The sequence below is a fragment of the Parabacteroides sp. merdae-related_45_40 genome, assembly GCF_001915675.1.
Window position 1 is genome coordinate 1 of sequence record NZ_MNQY01000113.1, and the last position, 19,537, is coordinate 19,537.

A 19,537-nucleotide genomic window follows, 5' to 3' on the forward strand; every position below is an offset into this window, starting at 1 on the left:
CTTAAAGAAGCAACAGGATCAATCGTTTGGGAAGAGGATGTTTTCATGATGCAAAAATAAGAATTTTAACGCAATCCCCCAAGTTTTCAGACTGAGCCTTCAGGATCCGCATCCTTGACTTCCAACAAGCATGTGGATATCTTGAATCGTTGGCAGAAACCGGGCGATGTCACGAATGTGCCTCGCATCGAGGATTTCGCAGATACGAATATGAATGCGGGAACTTCTACTCGTTGGTTGATCAGCTCGAATATGTTGGAGTTGGCTTCCGCTACTTTGAGCTATGATCTGCCGAAGCAATGGCTGGAGAAGGTTTCCATGCAAGGACTCCGGGTATATGCGTCAGGAGAGAATCTATTCTTGCTGACGAAACGAAAAGGTATTTTCCCTCGTTCAAACATATTCTCAGGATATAGTGGTAATGCGGATGTTTATTTGCCTGCGAGAGTATTTACTTTTGGTTTGAATCTTACTTTTTAAATCATGTTCAATATGAAAAATATATATATAGTAGTGTTGCTATCTCTTGTGGTATTATTCAATGGCTGCAAGGAGGATTTTTTGGAGACAACTTCCACACAAACGGTGGATGAGCAAGCAGTGTTCAATGATACCCAATCGGCTATGTTGGCTGTAAATGGCTTGCATAAATTGATGTGGACGGGTGATCTGTCTAGTTCGGCTTTTTATGGCGGTTACGATATGTTGATGATTTGGTATGAGGTGATGGGGGATGATTTGGTATATACGTACAGCAATGCGCAGTTCCAAAAGCAGGCTCAATGGTCGAGCCATCGGAATGCGACGATCGGTAGCGCGACCCATTTTTATCGCTTGTTGCAATATTTTATCTCTAACAGTAGTATGATTATCGATAATATCGATGCTGCGGAAGGTTTGGAGAGCGAGAGGAATTATATCAAGGGGCAAGCCCATTTTTACCGGGCTTTCGCCTATTTCACGATGGTACAGATGTATGGCGGCCGTTATAAGGCAGAGGGCGATAACACGCAATTGGGTGTGGTAATTCGTAACGATAACTCAACGGAGCCGAGAGCGAGAGCTTCTGTAGAGGAGGTGTATACGCAGATCAATGAGGATATCGACTTGGCGATCCAATTATTGGGTGCTACGGAGGAGAAACGGACTAATAAGTCGCATATTGATTTGCACGTGGCTCGCGGTTTGAAGGCTCGTATCTTATTGACGCAAGGTAAATGGTTGGAAGCGGCTGAAATGGCTAAATTGGTCGTTGATCTATCAGGAGCCAAATTGCAAGATGATACCTATACGACATTGAATGATCGTTTTAGCGATCAATCAAATACAGAATGGTTGTGGGGATCGAATCCTTTGTTGCAGCAAGCTCCGAACTTGACTCACTTCCATGGATATATGTCGAATGAGATCATTTCGTATAATGGCAATACCCCTCGTGCGATTTATAATAAGTTATACGACAAGATCAGTGATACCGATGTGCGTAAAGGAATTTGGTTTCCGAGGGCGACCGATCCCAATACTCTTCCGCGACCGATCCGGGCGGAGTGTAACAGTAAAGCGTATGCTAATTATATGGCCAATAAGTTTATCGTATCGGATCCTACGACGAAAGGTGGCCGGGATGTTCCTTTCATGCGCTTGCCGGAGATGATGTTGATCATGGCGGAGGGATATGCACGTGCTGGGGAGCCAGGCAAAGCGGCTCAGGCTCTTTATCCGCTGGCAAGTCATCGGGATCCGGAGTATACATTGTCTACGAAAACGGGCGAAAACTTGATAGAAGAGGTGATGACTCAACGTCGCATAGAGCTTTGGGGGGAAGGTTTCCGTTGGTTCGACTTGAAACGTTTGAATATGGATTTGGACCGTGGACCGGCTCCTCGTCCTGAGGTTTTCCCGAATGGTTTGATTGAATATTGGAACAAAGACGCAATGCCTAAAGTGGTGGATCCAGAAGCTTCTAATTACAATATGTATGGAGATGGAACGGTGACGGGTAACGGGAACAGATATCGTCCGGCCGGACATAGGGATTGGCAATGGGCTATTCCTGATAAGGAGACTCAACTGAATCCGCTTTGCGAACCGAATCCATAAAGTAAATAAATAGTTATGAGAAGATTTTTTTTAATGTGCCTGTTGCCAATCTTCTTGGCGACAGGTGTTTTTGCTCAACCACAAGCGGATGAGTATCCTTATGATTTGACGTATTTCTTGCCGGAAGGTTCTCAGGTTTATGACCCTCAGGTTCCTACCCCGGAAAAAATCTTGGGATTCCAGCTTGGAGAACAACATGCCGGATGGGATCAAGTAGTGGAATATATGAGAACATTGGCGCGATGCAGCGACCGTGTCACGATTAGGGAGACGGGGCGTACCTATCAGCACCGTCCTTTTATAGAGGTCGTGTTTACTTCGGCCGAGAACCAAAAGAATATAGATCGACTGAAGGAGGAGCACTTAAAGTTGAGCGACGTGGCGAAATCGAGAAGCATAGTGATAGACGACATGCCTGTGATCGTAAGCTTGATTTATAGCATTCATGGAAATGAGGCATCGGGTGTGAACGCTTCGTTGGCTGTTGCCTATCATTTGGCGGCGGCACAAGGGCCTGAGATCGAGGAATTACTAGACCAAGAGATTGTCGTGATGACTCCCGGAGCCAATCCGGATGGAATCAATCGGTTTGCGTCGTGGGTGAATTCCTCTAGAAGTTTCACGAATGTTAGCGATATAAAATCACGTGAGTTTACCGAGCCTTGGCCTTCCAGTCGTACGAACCATTATTGGATCGATTGTAATCGCGACTTACTTATGGCACAACATCCCGAGGGGATCAATGGCTTAAATGGATATTTTGAATGGTTGCCCAATGTGGTCGTGGATCAACATGAGCAAGGGGCGTTACGTCCTTATTATTTCAGTCCGGGACATCCTAAGCGTACCCATCCGTTTACTCCCCAGCTTAATCAAGACTTGACAGCCGAGATTTCTTCTTATACGGCAAAGGCACTCGATCGGATTGGGACGACTTATTATTCGAAGGAGGGTTATGATGACTTCTATTACGGAAAAGGGGCTGCTTATGGAGATGCGCATGGATCCGTTTGCCTGCTATATGAGCAAGGTTCCACGCGCGGACATTTGCGTAATACCCCGAGCGGGGAATGGACCTTTGGCTGGACGATCCGGAATCAGGCATTAGCCTCTTGCGCTACGCTGGAAGCGGCCAAGGCGATGCGTACCCGTTTGCTGGCTTATCAGAAGGAATATTATGAACGTACGGCTTCTGAGGCGCGGAAGGAGGCGGTACAGGGCTATGTGTTCGATACACGCGGATCTAAGTCTGTCGCTTTTCATTTCTTGGAGAATATGGCCCGTCATCATATCGAGGTCTATCAGTTGGCGAAGGACTATCAAGCCGCAGGTAACAAGGAGTTCCAAAAAGGTTCAGCCTATGTCATTCCGGTGGCGCAAAAATACAGTACGATGGTTAAGGTGCTTATGGAGGATTGTTTAGAATATACGGATAGTACTTTCTATGATATCTCTACATGGACGTTCCCGCATGCGTTTAACTTGGAGTGTGCTCCGGTGAAGAGTGTCGCCGGATTGATGGGTGATCGGATTGAGCGAAATGATTTTCCGCAAGGACGGCTCATCGGCGGGGAAAGCCGGGTGGGGTATGTGTTTGAGAACCGGGAGTTTTATGCGCCTAAGGTTGTCTATGAGTTGCAGCGTAAGGGGATTCGGGTCAGTGCGACCAACCGTCCGTTCCAATTTAAGAACGAAGAGGGAGAATGGACGATGGGCTATGGTACCTACCAGGTATTGACGCATAATCAGCCGCTTCCTTCGGATGTGCTCTATGCGACATTGGATGAGTTGGCGAAAAATACGGGAGTGGATATCTATTCGGCCAACACGGGATTGATGGCTGATGTGGATTTTGGCAGCCCGGCTTTTAAACCATTGGAGCAGCCGAAAGTGGCTATGTTGGTAGGACGTGGCGTAAGTATCCCGGAATCGGGTGAGATTTGGTTCTTGTTGGATAAGCGTTTTCAGATGCGTCCGGTATTGATAGAGAACCCGTCTTTGACAGGCAAGGACTTGAAGGCTTACAATGTTATCATTTTGGCTAATGGTGTTCCAAATCTAACTAAGGGTACCGAGACTGCCTTGAAGGAGTGGGTTGCTGCCGGAGGAGTGTTGATCGCTACCGGAAAGGCTAGCGCATGGGCTAGCAAACAAGGGCTTATCTCTTTAAAGACAAAGGAAACATTGCTTGAAAAGGCGGACAGCTTATCGGTTTATCGTTCTTTTGCGGATAAGGCGGAAGCAAAAGCCGGAAAGTTGATCAAAGGGGTAATTCTGAATTGTCATTTGGATAAGACGCATCCGCTAGCTTGGGGACTTGATCAAGATGAGATCGCTGTTATAAAAACGAATGATATCATTTTCCAGAAAGATAGGGATCCATATGTTTCGCCTTTATATTATACCAAAAAGCCCTTGTTGTCGGGATTCTTGTCGGCGGATAATGCGAACCTATTGAGAGAGGAGCCTGCTATAATGGTGAAACCTTATAGAAGCGGTAAGGTGATTGTTTTTGCTGATGATATGAATTTCCGTTCTTACTTCTTTGGAACTAGTAAGTTGTTCATGAATGCGTTGTTTTATAACAAATGTATGTAGTTGTCGGATGAGTACGCAACGAAATATATTGTGTCTCATGGCTCTTGTTTTATCAGGAGCCATGGAATTTGCCAATGCTTGCACGTCGGCTATCATTTCTGGCAAGGTAACACCTGACGGACGTCCGATTATGTGGAAAAATCGCGATGCGGAAAACTTGAAGAATTGTGTGCGGTCCCATTTATCTCGCTCGTTCCATAATCCTTTGATGGGTATCGACTTGAAAGATGGAAAACATAATAAGCCAGAGACTTTCGGTTGGTTTGCGGAGCAGGATTTTATCGCTCGTAGAAGTACCTCTTGCACTGTGGCTATTCAAGGTGTACGGCCGGACGAGGATGCTTCGTTCACTACGATGTGGACGGTTATCGGTTACCCACCGGTTACTCCTGCGGTTCTGGTTTGGTTGAAAGGCGCCGATAAGAAGTTGCCCAAGGCGTTAACTGTCGATCAAAATAAACATGCTCCGTTATGTGACGCGTCGAACATGCTTCGGGATAAGATTTACAGTTATCATCGGGGGACGAATACGGAAAGTTATTTCCATTGGGAATTACTTTTCAATCTAAGCGGCAATGGGTATATGCAGCAAACCGAGCGATTGGAGGAGGAGTTATTCGAACGTTTTTATTCCTCCATCGAAACGTGGCGGTCAAGGTCGGTAATTCCCGAGGAATTGGTTTTCAATTTGTATGATGATTGTGATGCATTCCTTGATGAGAAGACACTGAGGTGAGTATCCAAAATATTCCTTTTCGCTATTCGCTTTGTAAGGCATTTACGGGATTGCGGGATGCCGCCTTATAACTATGCCTGCTTACGGTCAGTAGCGTAACCATCAATACGATACCGCCGGACAGCAGGCATGTTCCTATGGATATGTCCACCCGATATACGAAATTCTCCAGCCAACAACTCAGCGAATACCACGTGATAGGAACGGCAATTGCGAAAGCGATCCCTACCCAGCCGATAAACCGACGATTTAATAGATACAAGATCTCCCCGGCCGTAGCCCCGTTTACCTTACGGATACCGATTTCTTTCGTACGCTGCTGGATGGCATAGAGAGCCATGCCGAATAATCCGAAGGCGGTTAGCAGGAGGCTGATGATCGAGTACATGATGAGCAAATGTGCCAGTTCGATCGTTTTTCGGTTAGATAACATAAATTCCTCGTATATATCTTGGTATTCGAAAGGTACGTTGGGATTGATCTTTTCCCATGTTTGTTGCAGTAACGTTAGAGCCTCGGCTCTATGCTCCTTTTTCAGTCGGACTTGGACGAGGTTATAGGGGGGAGTATGCGTTAGGTAGGTCAAGCTAGGGTAAACCTCTTGTCGTAAGGTTCCTGTATATAGATTCTCCACGATCCCTGCTATAATCGCTATCGGTTCTCCCTCCTTTTCCATCTTCCCGAATTCAGTGTCGTAAAGGCGGACAGGCTTACCCACGGGATTCTCGCCTTTGGGCACGAGCAAACGTGCGTATTGTTCGTTAATATAGACGGGTGTGCTGTATTGTTTTAGAGCCTCTCGCTCTGAGAGCCCTTGAAGAATGTTTATCTTCATAACCTTTAGGAAAGTACTATCACCTTCGTATTGGCCTAGCGTATAATTTAGTTCGTTTCCGTTTTCGTCTTTCAAGACCATTGTCCGCAAGTTGAACTGTATGATCCCGCTTCTCGAAAGGCACATCTCTTCTATGGAAGGATAACGCCGGATCTCTTCAGAGAAGGTCTGTATATGGTTCCCACTCCAGTCGGCTATTTCGATGAGGTCCCGGTAACGTTCACCGTTTGTCTGAGTGAGCGTTAGTTGCTGCCGTACGGTTAGCGTGGCGAATACCAGAGCTATTGAGATGGCGAATTGTAAGATGGAGAGCCCGCTTATGATTGTCCGCTTCCGGGTACCGGTGGTGAATGATTTATACTCGGAATGGGAAAGGGAGTTGATCTTATGGCTCATATATAATGAGGGGATAATGGATAGAGCTAGGATGAGTGCCACGATCACAGGTAAGACCTGTCCACTAAAGAAAAATCCCAAGGAGATACGTCCGGAAACGATCTGGTTGAAAGCCGGCAGGAAATCTAGTGTAAGTAACAAGGATAAAAAGAAAGCGATCAGCACGGTAAGGAAAGTATCCAAGAATAGCTGGCGATGGATTTGCCCAGCCGATGCTCCCATCACTTTCTGGGTATAGATCATCTTTACCTGTTGCAAAATGCGGGAGAAACTTAGGTTGGCATAATTGAAACAGGCGATCACGAGGATTAGGATGGCCGAGAACAAACCAACGTACAGTAAGTCTTTCTGGTTTCGGTGGATATAGGGGATGTATTCTTGTGTATAGGTTTGCTCTTGGAAATAACTCTCTTGGAGGGTATAGAAATAATACTGTCCGGTTCCGTTGAAAGTAGGTACCTTATCATCCTTTAGTTTTTGAGTGAACGTATCGATGTTGAAGAGATCGTTTACCAGTAATAAGGTAGGGCCGCCATTGAATTGGGAGGTAGTGCCTGCCAATGCGTTGAACTTCAAGAATGATTGAGGGTACTCTTTGATAACGGCGGCGACCTCGTAGGTAATCGTCTCGTTCTCATAAGCGTACTTTGCCGAGAAGGTTTTACCGATAGGATCCTCGTTCCCGAAGAATATCTTCGCTTGGTATTCGGTCAACGCAATTGCGTTTGGTTGGGTTAATGCCTTGTTTATATCTCCTGCTACTACCTTGTAAGGGAAAAAGCGAGGAAAGGAGGGATCTGCTCTGACGATCGAGATTGGGTTGAAGCGCTTTTCTCCTATCGTGATAGAGGCGGCATTCTCTATGTTCAGTCGTAAATAATCCTCAACTTCCGGGTATTGGTCTTTTAGCTGCACAGGGATCGGCCCTTTAATAAAAGATACTTTCTCTCCGGAGGTCAAGGGAGAGTCTTGTGCCATATAGATGATATGCGACTTATTGGGATTATGGGCTTCTATCCTAGATTCATAAATGACGTATGAGATCAGTAGGTTGGTACAAGTGATGCCTGCCGCCAGACTCAATAAGGAAATGACGGCGAACGTCTTGTTTCGCCACCAGCTACGGAATATAAGTTTTAGAGATATGGATTCCATGGTTTTATCTGTTTGTTGGTTCAAAGCTATCCGGTTGTGTGGAATATGGCAAATAAAATCGGAGGAAACGATCGTAAAGAACTGGATTTGTCTAAATATTGGACACTGAGACCCGGGAAAAGATCGTATCTTTGCGTACGAAAAAAAGAGGAGGCTTAATGCGTGATGCGAAGATTATAGTCGTAGATGACAATGAGGCGATATTGAGAAGTCTGCGGACGGTCTTGTCCCATGAGTTTAAGACGATCGTTACCGTATCATCTCCCGTATTATTGCCTGCCCTTTTGCGGAATGGAGATGTGGATTTGGTTTTACTGGATATGAACTTCGGCACTGGAAAGCAAGGCGGAGGGGAAGGACTTTTCTGGTTGGATCGTATCTTGGAGCTTAAGAATCCTCCGGCCGTTATCTTGATAACCGCTTTTGGGGATATCGAGTTGGCTGTATCTTCCCTTAAAAAGGGAGCCACGGACTTTATCGTGAAACCTTGGGATAACGAGAATTTGATTCAAGCACTTACCCACATCTTGGAACGTCGTGCGGAATCAGATGAGAGCGAGATTTCCTCTGTGGCAGAATCTCTAGTCTCCCATCCTTGTACGTTGGAGGATATGGAGCGGCAGTTTATCGCCGAGGTATTGAAAGAAAAGAAAGGGAACCTGACGCTTGTGGCTCAACAATTGGATATTAGCCGCCAGACCCTTTATAATAAGATGCGGAAATACGGGTTGTAGATTATAAGGAGAGTAACCATGGTCAACCGGAATTTATACCTGAAGATTATAGGGAGCGTTTCCTTAATCGTACTTTTTGCGTTACTTGGATCTGTATTGTTGATAACCGGTATTTCTTATTTTTTATCCTTTGTATGTCTGTGTGTTATCCTGTTGATAACTCTGTTGCTAATCCAGTGGATAAACGGTACAAATCGTAAGATCGCTATTTTCTTCGAGTCGGTTCGTAATGGGAATACAACTTTGCGATACCCGGATAAAACGAATGATCCCTTTGTAAAGGACTTATATGCGGAAATGAATCGGATTATCCTCCTATTCAGTCAAAACCAGAATGAGATGGAAGAGAAGCGCTTGTATTACGAGAGCATCTTGCGGGTACTGACGCATGAGATTCGTAATTCGATTACGCCAATCCGTTCCTTATCTGCTGATCTGTTGAAATATTCCGATACATATACTCCGGAGCAATTACGGGAAGGTTTGGAGGTTATTCATGGGCAAGCGAAAAATCTATCCGCTTTCTTGGATTCCTACCATCGTCTGACGCATCTTCCGGAGCCGGAAAGAACTGAGGTGCCTATAACCTCTTTATTTCGGAAGATGGAACGGTTGTTGTGTGCCGAGGCGGGTAGCGACCGTATTCGTTTCTCCTCAGCGGAAGCTTTAACGGTACATGCGGACCAAAACTTGATTGTGCTGGCTCTGATTAACTTGATCCGTAACGCATTACAGGCGATAGAGGGGCAAGCGGATGCCATCGTCTCTGTAGAAGCCTTGGAGACAGATGGTAGGGTATATATAACTATAATAGATAATGGTCCCGGAATTTCTCCGAAACTGTTATCTGCTATTTTTACGCCTTTTTTCTCTACGAAGTCCGGTGGTAGCGGCATCGGTCTTAGTATCTCCCACCGCATAATGCGATTGCATGGCGGCGATTTAACCGTTGATTCCTTGCCTGGTGTCCGTACCGAGTTTCGTATGACGTTCTAGAATATGACTTTCTTGATTTTTTCAACAATCAAGTTGAAAGGCTCGGCTTTTACATGGCTGCATATTCTCACAACGTCTCGTTTTGTGTAACCTCCTATTAATTGGCAAATAACGAAGCTTTTCTTTGTTAAGTTTTTTGTTAGCATAGAGTCTTCTAAAGGAAATGTATATTGTGGATTATAGTTTTTGGAAGATATCATAGCTAGGTAAAAGAAATCTTCAGCTGCTTGCAAATCATCGTTTGAGATGACGATAGCCATGTGAGGTTTGGTTATTCCATTAGGAAATAGATAATTGACTTCTACAACATCTCGTTGATGTATTTTCATTCGATGAGATATTTGGATATATATGCTGCCATGGATTGTCTGGAATGGGCTAGAAATAAATCTTTCTCATTCATAGGACTGAAAGGTTGGCTATCGCTTTTCCTTTGGTTGGAAATGTTGTGTTTAGCCATCTTGGGCGACGAAACATTTCTAGTTGGTCTGGTTTTTGTCGTTCTCATATCTTTTGTTTTTATGTTATTGGCAAATATACGTATTTATTTCAAAAGATCTCCTGTTTAAATGGAAAAAGAGATTATGGCTAAAGCTTATGGTATAACTATCGCTTTGGCCATAATCTCTTATAAGATTGTCTGATCAATACCCCAACTCAAACGGTTGTTCTACGGCAGGTACGCCTTCGGACATCCATTTAGGCATTTTATCGTTCTTTAGGTAATGGTTGAAGAATTGGAACATGCGGCGTTGGAAATCGATGCGGTTTGCCATATGCATCGGCCAATGCGGTTCGCCTGTATAATTCAGTAACCAGCAAGGTTTACCTAACCGTTTCATGGCAACGAAATACTCGATACCTTGGTACCAAGGCACATGACCATCGGCATCGTTGTGCATGATCAATATTGGGGTCTGCACCTTATCCATCGTGAACAACGGCGAGTTTTCCAGATAACGAAGTGGAGAACTCCATGGCGTAGCTCCTAAACGGCTTTGTGTATGCTCGTATTGGAAAGAGCGGGCCATGCCGGAACCCCAACGGATACCGCCATAAGCGCTAAACATATTTACGACAGGCGCCCCAGACTCGATAGCGGAGAATAAATTCGTGCGAGTCGCTAAATAAGCTACTTGGTAACCTCCCCAGCTATGTCCTTGCGCACCGATCCCTTTTTCGTTGATATATCCTTTGGCGATCATCATGGTGATACCCGGCATCAAGCAGTTATAGCAGCTTTCTCCCGGATAACCATCTACATAGCGAATGTCCGGGTTGAAGATGACATATTCGTTGCTATTGTATAAGTGATAATCGATCGTAGAACGATGCGGTTCCGGCATACGGTAATTATATAAAGTCTCCGAATTCCGCTCGTAGAAGTTTACCATCATCGGGTACTTCTTGTTCGGATCAAAATTCGCCGGCTTATAAACGACACCTTCCAGTGGACGGCCGTCCAAGGAAATCCATGATACCAACTCGGCGGTACCCCAGATAAAACCTTCCTGCTGTTTGTCTCCATGCGTCAATTGCACGGATTTCTTGAACGCCAAGGTCGAATAGTGGATATCCGGGTATTGCTGGAAGGTTTCCATCGTATAGATCACGTCATCCGTATTCTTCGCCTTGTTGATAGATCGCAGCATATAATTGCCCGCCAGCATAGTCTTCGGGGCGGCAGGAGCGGAGAGGCGTGCGTTGTAGAATCCATATCCTTTTGTGGCCTCGTTGAATCCTTTTAATAATTGCGGTTTGCCGAGGTCGATAAAGCGAGCCTCTTTATCCAGTTGTTCCAAGCGGTAGGAAAGTTTCTCCTTCCTTCCGTTCACGGTCAGGTTGATCGGTGGGGTGGCCGCGGTCGGATCGAATTTCCAGATGTCGTAACGATCATAGATCAAGAGATTTTGATCGTTTGCGGTCCAGCCGGCGGCTCCATGCGCATAAGGATAATCGGGAACGTCGTTCTCCTCGTCCCAAGCCGGAAAGCTTTCCGGAGTGGTTAGGCGATATTGCTTACCTTCCGCCAAGGCGATCGTGTACCAGCAGCTATCCGTCTCGCCATACCAATATGCATATTTACCTTGTGGGGAGAGGCGGAAACGGCCATAATCCGCTTGGGCGATTTGCTTGCGCTCCCCGTTATCCAACGATACGGTATAATAGTCGCTGCGTGTGCGGGCCTCCCACATGGAAGACAAAGAATAGGGACGGGAAGTGGAAAGGAGCGCCAAGGGTGCGTCACCCTCATTACCCAATTGGATATTCGGTAATTCCTCATTCGCCAATTGGAAGATAGAGCCGTTGCCCAGATTATAAACCGCTTGATAGCTTTTCTTTAAGTCTTTTTCCTTGTTATAATTCTGTACGGTATATTGTACGGGCTCATCCCAACTCCAAACCTGTACGTTCGGACGATTCTCGGCTAGTTGGGTCGTGTCTTTTTGCCTCGGCTCCGGTGAGGTACCGAAGAACAGACGGGAAGCGGATTTCGAGAATTGAAGCATCCCGTTCTCATTGATTACCCATTCAGCAGGGAAAGCCTTGTTTCCACGGGTGGCGATTTCTTTCGCAGGAGCGTTATGTTCGGATAGCCATAAGCTTAACGCTTTGTAAGAAGAATCTTTGTCGGCGCAATATAAGAAAGCCAGCCGTTCCCCTTTCTCGTCGAACGTGGTTTGTTTGAATACGCCTTTTCCCTCTTTGATGAGCACCGGACTTCCTTTCTCCGGATTCAAGGTGAATATACCTGCTTCTCCTTCTGCCACGCTCGTGTAATATAGCATACCGCTTTTCTTGGCGAATTGGAAATCCGTTACGGTCGGGAACTGGAAGGTCTTGCTTCCATCCAGCGAACGGACGTACAAAGTGGAGTCCTTCCGGCCTCTTTGATAAGCGATCCAATCCGCCTCGTCCGCTAATTTGAAGGTTTTGAGGGAGTCTATCGTCTCCTTTTTACCGGCGACGGAATAGATTACCAAGGTGTTCATCGGCATCTTGTCCTCTTTCGTCTTCAATACTTTCAGGGAATCTACCGTGGACTTTCCGGGTGTTTGCGTGACAACCAGATAACCCGAGGAAGCGGAGAACGCGAACTTATCGGCCGGAGAAAAAGTGGCGGTCTCTTGCCCTTGGGCCTCATACAAATAAACGGTAGCGTCACCTTCCCAAGGTTCCATCTTGCAGGCTACCCATCTTCCATTGTCCGAGATCTCCCGGTCCGTGATTCGTTGCCAAGTGATCAGGTCATCAACTGTTAGGCTTTTAGAGGCGTTTTGCGCGAAGGCTGGGGAAAGACTTCCCAGACATGCTACAAAAGCCAAGTACTTTAAGTGTCTCATCATGGTTATGTATTGATTTTAAAACAAAGATAATGGCTTTATCAGAATCTTTATTGCTTTTGACTGGATTTTGCTTCTGGAAAAACACGTACGTGTTTCCGAGAAAACATGTACGTGTTTTTTGTAAAAGTCGTACGTGTTTTCTGGACAAGGTAATGTCGTTTTTAATGTGTTGATTATCAGTGTCCTCCCAAGCCGTAAGTTATCCACTAGGTATAGCCGTTAGTTATTCACTCGACAAGCCGTTAGTTATTCACTTGGGAGACCCAAAACAGGGCAGTTTATATTGAATATGTTATTTATTGTAGGAAGATTTTTAGTAAGCCTTTATTCAATGTACGCACGTACATTATATTATATACATGAAAATGAACGGTGAAAACGATCGTTTAGACTAGTCGTTTCTCACATTCTATTCCATCGCACATAAAATATACATCACCTATATAGTAGTATAACCTCTATGCGTATTGCATATATTATAATGTACGAGCGTACATTATATATTATCTATGTCGTTGACTGATTATCAATTCTTCTTTCTAAATCCAAATAAGCATGCTTATCGGATAAGGTGAATTTGAATATTTCCAGCAGATACACCGAGCATTATCCGCCAACAGTATTATATACGGATTATCAGCATATTACATTTACAACTAGATGTAACGCTGTTTACTTCCATATGTAAATGACTTTACTTCTAGAGGTAAACACTTTCGTTTCTACTATATGTAAATACTTTCGCTCTTGCATGGAAGCGCCTCGTTTACGCTTTTATTGGTCAAAATAACGACTATCCTATGTACTTGAACTCTTTTTTCATAAATTTGTCGCTTTATAATAAACTGAGTAAAAAATGAATACACACGAACTTTGCTGCGTAGGACACATCACCTTGGATAAGGTAGTGACACCTAAGAATACCGTCCATATGCCGGGAGGAACCTCCTTTTATTTCTCGCATGCGATAAAACATTTCGATGATATTGACTATACTCTAGTGACAGCCTTGGCTGAATCTGAGATGAAAACGGTGGAGGAACTACGAGCCGAAGGTATCGACGTTGCCGTGATGCCAAGTAAGCACACCGTTTATTTCGAGAATATTTATGGAGAGAACCAAGATAACCGTACGCAACGTGTATTGGCGAAAGCAGATCCTTTCACCGTAGAGTATCTGGAGAACATCGACTCCAAGATCTTCCACCTTGGTAGTTTGCTTGCCGATGATTTCTCTTTGGAAGTGGTAAAGTATTTAGCGGGGAAAGGCTTAGTATCGATTGACTCGCAAGGGTATCTACGGGAAGTAAGAGACAAGGATGTATTTGCCGTGGATTGGCCAGAGAAAAAAGAAGTACTTAAATACGTGCACTTCCTCAAGGCTAACGAACATGAGATGGAGGTGTTAACCGGATATACCGATGCCGTGAACGCAGGAAAAGTTATCTACGATTGGGGCGTGAAAGAGGTATTGCTGACTTTCGGAAGCATGGGATCTATCATTTACGACGGTTCCACTTTCCATAAAATCCCCGCTTACATACCGAAAGAAGTAGTAAACGCTACCGGAGCGGGTGATACTTATATGACAGGATATCTCTATAAACGTGCCAAAGGCGCAAGCATAGAAGAAGCCGGACGTTTCGCGGCAGCTATGACAACATTGAAAATCGAAGGAATAGGCCCATTCAACGGCACTAAGGAAGATGTGTTGCGATGCTTAGAGACAGCGGAACAACGAATGCCTGAGTAGTTGAAAATTGAGAATTGAAAATTATTCGCTCTCTCCTAATTTTCAATTCTCAATTCTCTATCTTTAATTATTCTTGAATGCTTTGCAGAATGTAGTCATTAGCAAGATACAAAGCCCTAACAAGCCGACCACGATATAAGCGTATTTCATATTGAAAGCCTGCGAGATCGCTCCGATCAACAAAGGTGCGATCAACGAGCCGATAAAGCTGATACTGGAAAGGATCGTCAAGGCAATTCCCACCGGAGTTCTCGATTTAGCGCCCACTAAGCTATAAATAGTAGGCACCATACACGAGATGCCCAAGCCTACCAACATAAAGCCTAAGGAATTCACGATCACCTTAACCGTCATCGATTCGAACATTCCACCCAACATGGCTGAGATAAAGAAACCTGCAAAAATAAAGAAACCCGCTAATTGCAACACCTTCTGCTTTCCTAAAACACTATAGGCGGAGTTCGTAAGAAAACGGCCTACCGTCATCATCACCATGAACACTAAGAAACCGATCTGCAAGGATTTAGGAACTTGTAGTACCGATTCGAAGTAAAGTCCACTCCAATCAAACATCGCACTTTCCACCACCAAGGCAAACAGTCCGACGATACCTAACTGGATCAACAGTATTTCCGGCTTACGGATAAAGCTCAACAATGCCGGAGCTTCTTTCTTCTCCGCTTCCTTCTCTTCCTCCGGTGACTCAACCGCCACGTCTTCCTGCAAATACTTCCGGCTTACCAAAACAGTCACTCCAATCAATAATGCAATCAACGTAAAATGCCAGAACGGAGTGACGCCGGATACGATCATGATAAACCCGATCAAAGCTCCTAAACAGGCCGCCAGACTCCAACCTCCATGAAATGAGGCCATAATCGTACGCCCATAAAGCCGCTCGATACCAATTCCTTGCGTATTCAAGGATATATCACAAAGATTCCAGAACACCCCAAAACAGAACAAATAAACACCCAGCAGATAAATATTATGTGCCGTACCGATCGCAAATAAGGCCAAGGCATACCCCAACACACTGACCTGCGCCATAATACGACTTCCCAACTTCGACACCAAATAACCCGCTAACGGTATCGCCACAAACTTACCTACCGGGATCAGGAACAAGACCAAACCCCAATAGAAAGCGTAATTCACCTCAAAGAAATCCTTCACGTCCGGAATACGGCTAGCCCAACTAGAGAAACAAAGACCTTGCGCTAAAAAGAAAGAAAGCATCGCATAACGAACCCGTTCCTTGGGAAAAGCGCTACCCAATGGAGTATTCATTTTTTCATTCATTATCATTTACTTTTATTGTTATCATCTATTCGAGAAAGAGGCACGAACCCCATTCCTCCGCAAAGCTATCAAATATATCCTAATCCCCTAAGTCCTAAAAGTAGAATTTATTAGGTAGATTCCCTAATGAAAAGTATATTTGCGAAATATGCACAAGAATGTTGACTAAATCGAGGATGATATGAGAAGCTGGATTATCTTTTTAGGATTATTATTTACCACATTCACACAGGCACAAGTTATTACGGGAAGGGTTACGGACTTAAATAACCATCCTATCGAACTAGCGGTCGTGATTATACAAACGAACGATTCAGTATATGTAAACTCCACCTATACGGACTCTTTGGGCTCTTTTAGTATCAAAGCAGAGATATCCCCTTTCCTCTTAACCGTCCAGCATCTGCTGTATGAAACGTACCAAAGCACTTATGACTCACTTACGATAGGCAATATACAACTGAACGAGAAAAGCCAGACGCTTTCGGAAGTATCTGTTACCGGAGAGCGTCCTTTAGCCAAGGTTGTCGATGGGAAAATAACCTACAGCATGCCACACTTATTAAAAGACAAGATGGCCGTTAGCGCTTACGAGGCGATCCTAGAACTACCGGGAGTGCGGGAACAAAGCGGGAAAATACAACTTGCCGGAACAAATGGAGTCACGGTTATCATCAATGGCAAGACCACCAATATGGGTGAGAGTCAATTGGAGAATCTGCTTAAGAATATGCCCAAAGAACGTATTCAAGAAGCAGAGATCATGTATAGCGCTCCACCCCAATATCATGTACGCGGGGCAGTGATTAATCTGGTCCTTAATAACGGTACTTCCGAGACTCCCAAACTGCAAGGACAAGTCAATGCTCTATACAACCAAGGGCATTACACTAATTACCAAAGTGGCGCTACTCTCGTTTACAACACGCCTAAATATTCTACCGATCTCATGTACTCCTTCGGCTACCACAGGGAACGGACAGGTGAGGATATCTTATCACACCATTTATTCGATGGTAAGACCTACGAGATCGAGCAATTCGACAGAGGACATACCCGGCTCCCGGTCCATACCATACGCCTAGGCAATGATTGGTTCTTGAACGATAAGAACAAACTAAGCTTCGCCTATACCTCAGAGATCCAGCAATGGACTCATCCTTTCACCTCTTCTGTAGGAACCTATTCGGATTCCGAAAACAGAAAGAAATCCGACAAACCGATCCAGATGCATAATCTGGCGCTCGACTATGCCTCCGGGTTCGGCCTTAATGTAGGGATTGATTTTACCGCTTACATCAATCATACGACACAATATTACCAAGAGAAGAAAGCCGGGAAAGAAGATGCCTTCAACGCTAAATCACAACAAGACATCCGTAGGCTCTCCGTCTACGCGGACCAGAACCATAAATTAGGAAAAGGCTGGATACTCAACTATGGGACAAAATTCAGCTTCGCCTCAGACAAAAGTTCTCAGGTATATCATTCACTGTGCGAACACGATTGGTCCATCTCTAATAGTTACAGTAAACTGGATGAATATGTATATGATTTATATACCGGCTTTTCCAAAAGCTTCTCTGATAACCTATCCGTAAACGCCTCTTTGACCGGAGAGTATTACAAACATAAGGAGATTGATTATTGGAGCTTATTCCCAATGATGGAAATCACGTACCGAGCCCACCCCAGCCACATCCTGCAATTATCCGTTTCTTCAGACAAGACCTATCCCAGCTATTGGGAGATGCAGAATACGGTGTCTTATCTGAATGGATATACCGAGATACAAGGTAACCCGGATTTAAGGCCGTCCAGACTCTACTCTGCCCAATTGAACTACATCCTAAAAAACAAATACATTTTCACGCTATACGCAAATTATATAGACAATAATTTCAACCAGCTCCCCTATCAATCCTCCGAGAGACTAGTTCTTATCTATAAGACACTGAATTTCGACTATTCCAGTAAGCTAGGCCTAAATGTAATGATACCATTCAAAGCCGGCTCCGTGCTTGATTCCAGATTAACGTTAAACGGTTATTATGACAAGATGAAATGTGATAATTACCATGATATAAGCTTCAATAAAGATAATCTGGCATTCTATGCCGAATTAAATAATACGTTCAACATCTCATCGAAGCCTACTATCAAAGCGGAAGTATCCGGTTCTTATATTACCCGCAACATTCAAGGCCCAATGACGATCAGCAGTATGTATAACGTAGACGCCGGCTTGAAATGGATCTCCCCCAACGGCAAAGCGGAGATCTCTTTAAAAGTGGATGACATGTTTAATTCATGGGTCCCAAAAGATCTTAATCTCCAATACAAAACACAAGACTTACATATGCGTATGATCCCGGATTCCAGACGAGTCTCCTTATCCTTTATCTATAAATTCGGAGATTTTAAAGCAAAAGAGCATAAAGAGGTGGATAGTTCCCGATTCGGGAAATAAAAGTCGATGGTCTATACTACGCTTTCAACCTATATTCAGACGGGGTGACATTAAACTTCCGCTTAAAGGCCGTACAAAAATGCGCTTGATGCTCATAGCCGACCAAGCCGGCAACTTCCCCTATTGATTTATTGGTATCCAAAAGATAGTGAATCGCTATATTCATACGATAATCAAAGAGATAGTTAAACACGGTCGTCCGGAACGCTTCTTTAAACCCCGCTTTCAAAGTACATTCATTAGTTCCGACACGTAAAGCCAAATCATGTAATGAAGGCGGGTTCAAATATTCGGAACATATAATATCCCGGGCCTGATAAATTTTATCCCGATCGGAAAAGCCTACTATCTTTGCGTTAACCGGTTCTTTACCTTCCGTCTCCCGCATAAATAAAGACAAGCACTCGGTTACTTTTGCTTCGAGATACATTGGCGAGGCATTTCCCATCATCTGAGAGACCTCAAGATCATTCAACGCCACAGATAAAGCGATTGGAATCGAGAGATTCTTGGGAGCGATAAAGAAAGTCTCCCCCCTGCCGAATCGCAAATAAGCACTCCCGAAGTACTCCGTATAACGTTCCGACAAATGTCGGAAGAAATCCGGCGACACCAGAATACTTGTCATACCCAAAGTATCTCCTTTACGGAACAGATTCCGCTCTTCCTTGATACCAGAACTTACGATCATATTCGTATGCCCTTCCCGCCAAATCCGCTTATCCCGTGTCTCCGACAAAAAGCATTCGACGATCCCCTGACGAACAACAGAAAGTCCCATAAACGAGTTACCGACATTTAGGGAACGCATGCAACAATCCTCCTTGCAATAGATCTGGTATCTTGTCACATTAAAATCCCTGCATCTGAAATCACTGATACGATAGGTCAATAATTTGTTCTCCGCCTCCCAACAGTTCTCTTCTAGCCCTCCTGAACGATTGGTAGAAAAATAACTTATATCCGGCATTTCTAAAGCGATCGTATCTCTTCCACGAGATGAGAGTTCTATGTGTACCATTTTTCCGTTTGATTAAAATACACTTCCTTCTTGCGTAAATAAACCAAAAGCAAAGATCCCATCTTTGTACCAGATAATCAATCCCTATAAATAG

13 protein-coding genes are annotated in these 19,537 nt (G+C 44.5%); 8 read left to right on the top strand and 5 right to left on the bottom strand.

The window, feature by feature from the left end; all coding sequences use genetic code 11:
* Window positions 1-132 precede the first annotated feature (132 nt).
* From BHV83_RS13420 to BHV83_RS13435, 4 genes are read left to right on the top strand one after another with little or no spacing between them, the layout of a single operon-like run.
* Window positions 133-480: a TonB-dependent receptor gene (locus BHV83_RS13420; protein WP_286757616.1), complete on the top strand. Its 348-nt coding sequence runs from the start codon at window positions 133-135 to the stop codon at window positions 478-480.
* A gap of 12 nt (window positions 481-492) precedes the next feature.
* Window positions 493-2,100: a RagB/SusD family nutrient uptake outer membrane protein gene (locus BHV83_RS13425; RefSeq protein ID WP_005859529.1), complete on the top strand. Its 1,608-nt coding sequence runs from the start codon at window positions 493-495 to the stop codon at window positions 2,098-2,100.
* Window positions 2,101-2,115: 15 nt separating this feature from the next.
* Window positions 2,116-4,698, top strand: a complete 2,583-nt coding sequence (locus BHV83_RS13430; protein ID WP_005859528.1) for a M14 family metallopeptidase — start codon at window positions 2,116-2,118, stop codon at window positions 4,696-4,698.
* 37 nt (window positions 4,699-4,735) lie between these two features.
* Entirely contained in the window at window positions 4,736-5,434 is a 699-nt protein-coding gene (locus BHV83_RS13435; RefSeq protein WP_286757618.1) for a hypothetical protein, read from the top strand.
* Between the two features lie 22 nt (window positions 5,435-5,456).
* Here BHV83_RS13435 and BHV83_RS13440 read toward each other — a convergent pair whose 3' ends face one another.
* Complete coding sequence (locus BHV83_RS13440) at window positions 5,457-7,820, bottom strand: ABC transporter permease (RefSeq protein WP_286757619.1); 2,364 nt, start codon at window positions 7,818-7,820, stop codon at window positions 5,457-5,459.
* 158 nt (window positions 7,821-7,978) lie between these two features.
* Between BHV83_RS13440 and BHV83_RS13445 the strand changes: the two genes are divergently transcribed.
* Together BHV83_RS13445 and BHV83_RS13450 are read left to right on the top strand one after the other, a co-directional pair.
* Entirely contained in the window at window positions 7,979-8,554 is a 576-nt protein-coding gene (locus BHV83_RS13445; RefSeq protein WP_286757620.1) for a response regulator, read from the top strand.
* Between the two features lie 18 nt (window positions 8,555-8,572).
* Window positions 8,573-9,550 (top strand): sensor histidine kinase, encoded by a 978-nt coding sequence (locus BHV83_RS13450; RefSeq protein ID WP_286757621.1) that lies wholly within the window; start codon window positions 8,573-8,575, stop codon window positions 9,548-9,550.
* On the opposite strand, the gene BHV83_RS13455 is transcribed toward BHV83_RS13450, so the two are convergent.
* Window positions 9,547-9,879, bottom strand: coding sequence for a type II toxin-antitoxin system PemK/MazF family toxin (locus BHV83_RS13455; protein WP_008777861.1), 333 nt, complete (start codon window positions 9,877-9,879; stop codon window positions 9,547-9,549). The two genes, BHV83_RS13450 and BHV83_RS13455, sit on opposite strands and share 4 nt — an antisense overlap.
* 315 nt (window positions 9,880-10,194) lie before the next feature.
* On the bottom strand, window positions 10,195-12,897 hold the full coding sequence (locus BHV83_RS13460; RefSeq protein ID WP_286757622.1) for a S9 family peptidase: 2,703 nt from the start codon (window positions 12,895-12,897) through the stop codon (window positions 10,195-10,197).
* Window positions 12,898-13,753: 856 nt separating this feature from the next.
* Between BHV83_RS13460 and BHV83_RS13465 the strand changes: the two genes are divergently transcribed.
* Complete coding sequence (locus BHV83_RS13465) at window positions 13,754-14,650, top strand: PfkB family carbohydrate kinase (protein WP_005867349.1); 897 nt, start codon at window positions 13,754-13,756, stop codon at window positions 14,648-14,650.
* 63 nt (window positions 14,651-14,713) lie between these two features.
* Here BHV83_RS13465 and BHV83_RS13470 read toward each other — a convergent pair whose 3' ends face one another.
* On the bottom strand, window positions 14,714-15,952 hold the full coding sequence (locus tag BHV83_RS13470) for an MFS transporter (protein WP_122377474.1): 1,239 nt from the start codon (window positions 15,950-15,952) through the stop codon (window positions 14,714-14,716).
* A 181-nt stretch (window positions 15,953-16,133) separates the two neighbouring features.
* Here BHV83_RS13470 and BHV83_RS13475 point away from each other — a divergent pair, with 181 nt between their 5' ends.
* Entirely contained in the window at window positions 16,134-18,422 is a 2,289-nt protein-coding gene (locus BHV83_RS13475) for an outer membrane beta-barrel protein (protein ID WP_286757623.1), read from the top strand.
* Window positions 18,423-18,438: 16 nt separating this feature from the next.
* Here BHV83_RS13475 and BHV83_RS13480 read toward each other — a convergent pair whose 3' ends face one another.
* Entirely contained in the window at window positions 18,439-19,443 is a 1,005-nt protein-coding gene (locus tag BHV83_RS13480) for an AraC family transcriptional regulator (RefSeq protein WP_286757624.1), read from the bottom strand.
* Between the last annotated feature and the right edge of the window lie 94 nt (window positions 19,444-19,537).

Excerpts from the sequence above, each read along its gene's own strand:
- BHV83_RS13470 (WP_122377474.1), bottom strand. The coding sequence starts at position 15,952 with ATGAATGAAAAAATGAATACTCCATTGGGTAGCGCTTTTCCCAAGGAA.
- BHV83_RS13425 (WP_005859529.1), top strand. The coding sequence starts at position 493 with ATGAAAAATATATATATAGTAGTGTTGCTATCTCTTGTGGTATTATTC.
- BHV83_RS13430 (WP_005859528.1), top strand. The coding sequence starts at position 2,116 with ATGAGAAGATTTTTTTTAATGTGCCTGTTGCCAATCTTCTTGGCGACA.
- BHV83_RS13455 (WP_008777861.1), bottom strand. The coding sequence starts at position 9,879 with ATGAAAATACATCAACGAGATGTTGTAGAAGTCAATTATCTATTTCCT.
- BHV83_RS13460 (WP_286757622.1), bottom strand. The coding sequence starts at position 12,897 with ATGATGAGACACTTAAAGTACTTGGCTTTTGTAGCATGTCTGGGAAGT.
- BHV83_RS13450 (WP_286757621.1), top strand. The coding sequence starts at position 8,573 with ATGGTCAACCGGAATTTATACCTGAAGATTATAGGGAGCGTTTCCTTA.
- BHV83_RS13435 (WP_286757618.1), top strand. The coding sequence starts at position 4,736 with ATGGCTCTTGTTTTATCAGGAGCCATGGAATTTGCCAATGCTTGCACG.
- BHV83_RS13465 (WP_005867349.1), top strand. The coding sequence starts at position 13,754 with ATGAATACACACGAACTTTGCTGCGTAGGACACATCACCTTGGATAAG.
- BHV83_RS13475 (WP_286757623.1), top strand. The coding sequence starts at position 16,134 with ATGAGAAGCTGGATTATCTTTTTAGGATTATTATTTACCACATTCACA.
- BHV83_RS13445 (WP_286757620.1), top strand. The coding sequence starts at position 7,979 with ATGCGTGATGCGAAGATTATAGTCGTAGATGACAATGAGGCGATATTG.
- BHV83_RS13440 (WP_286757619.1), bottom strand. The coding sequence starts at position 7,820 with ATGGAATCCATATCTCTAAAACTTATATTCCGTAGCTGGTGGCGAAAC.
- BHV83_RS13480 (WP_286757624.1), bottom strand. The coding sequence starts at position 19,443 with ATGGTACACATAGAACTCTCATCTCGTGGAAGAGATACGATCGCTTTA.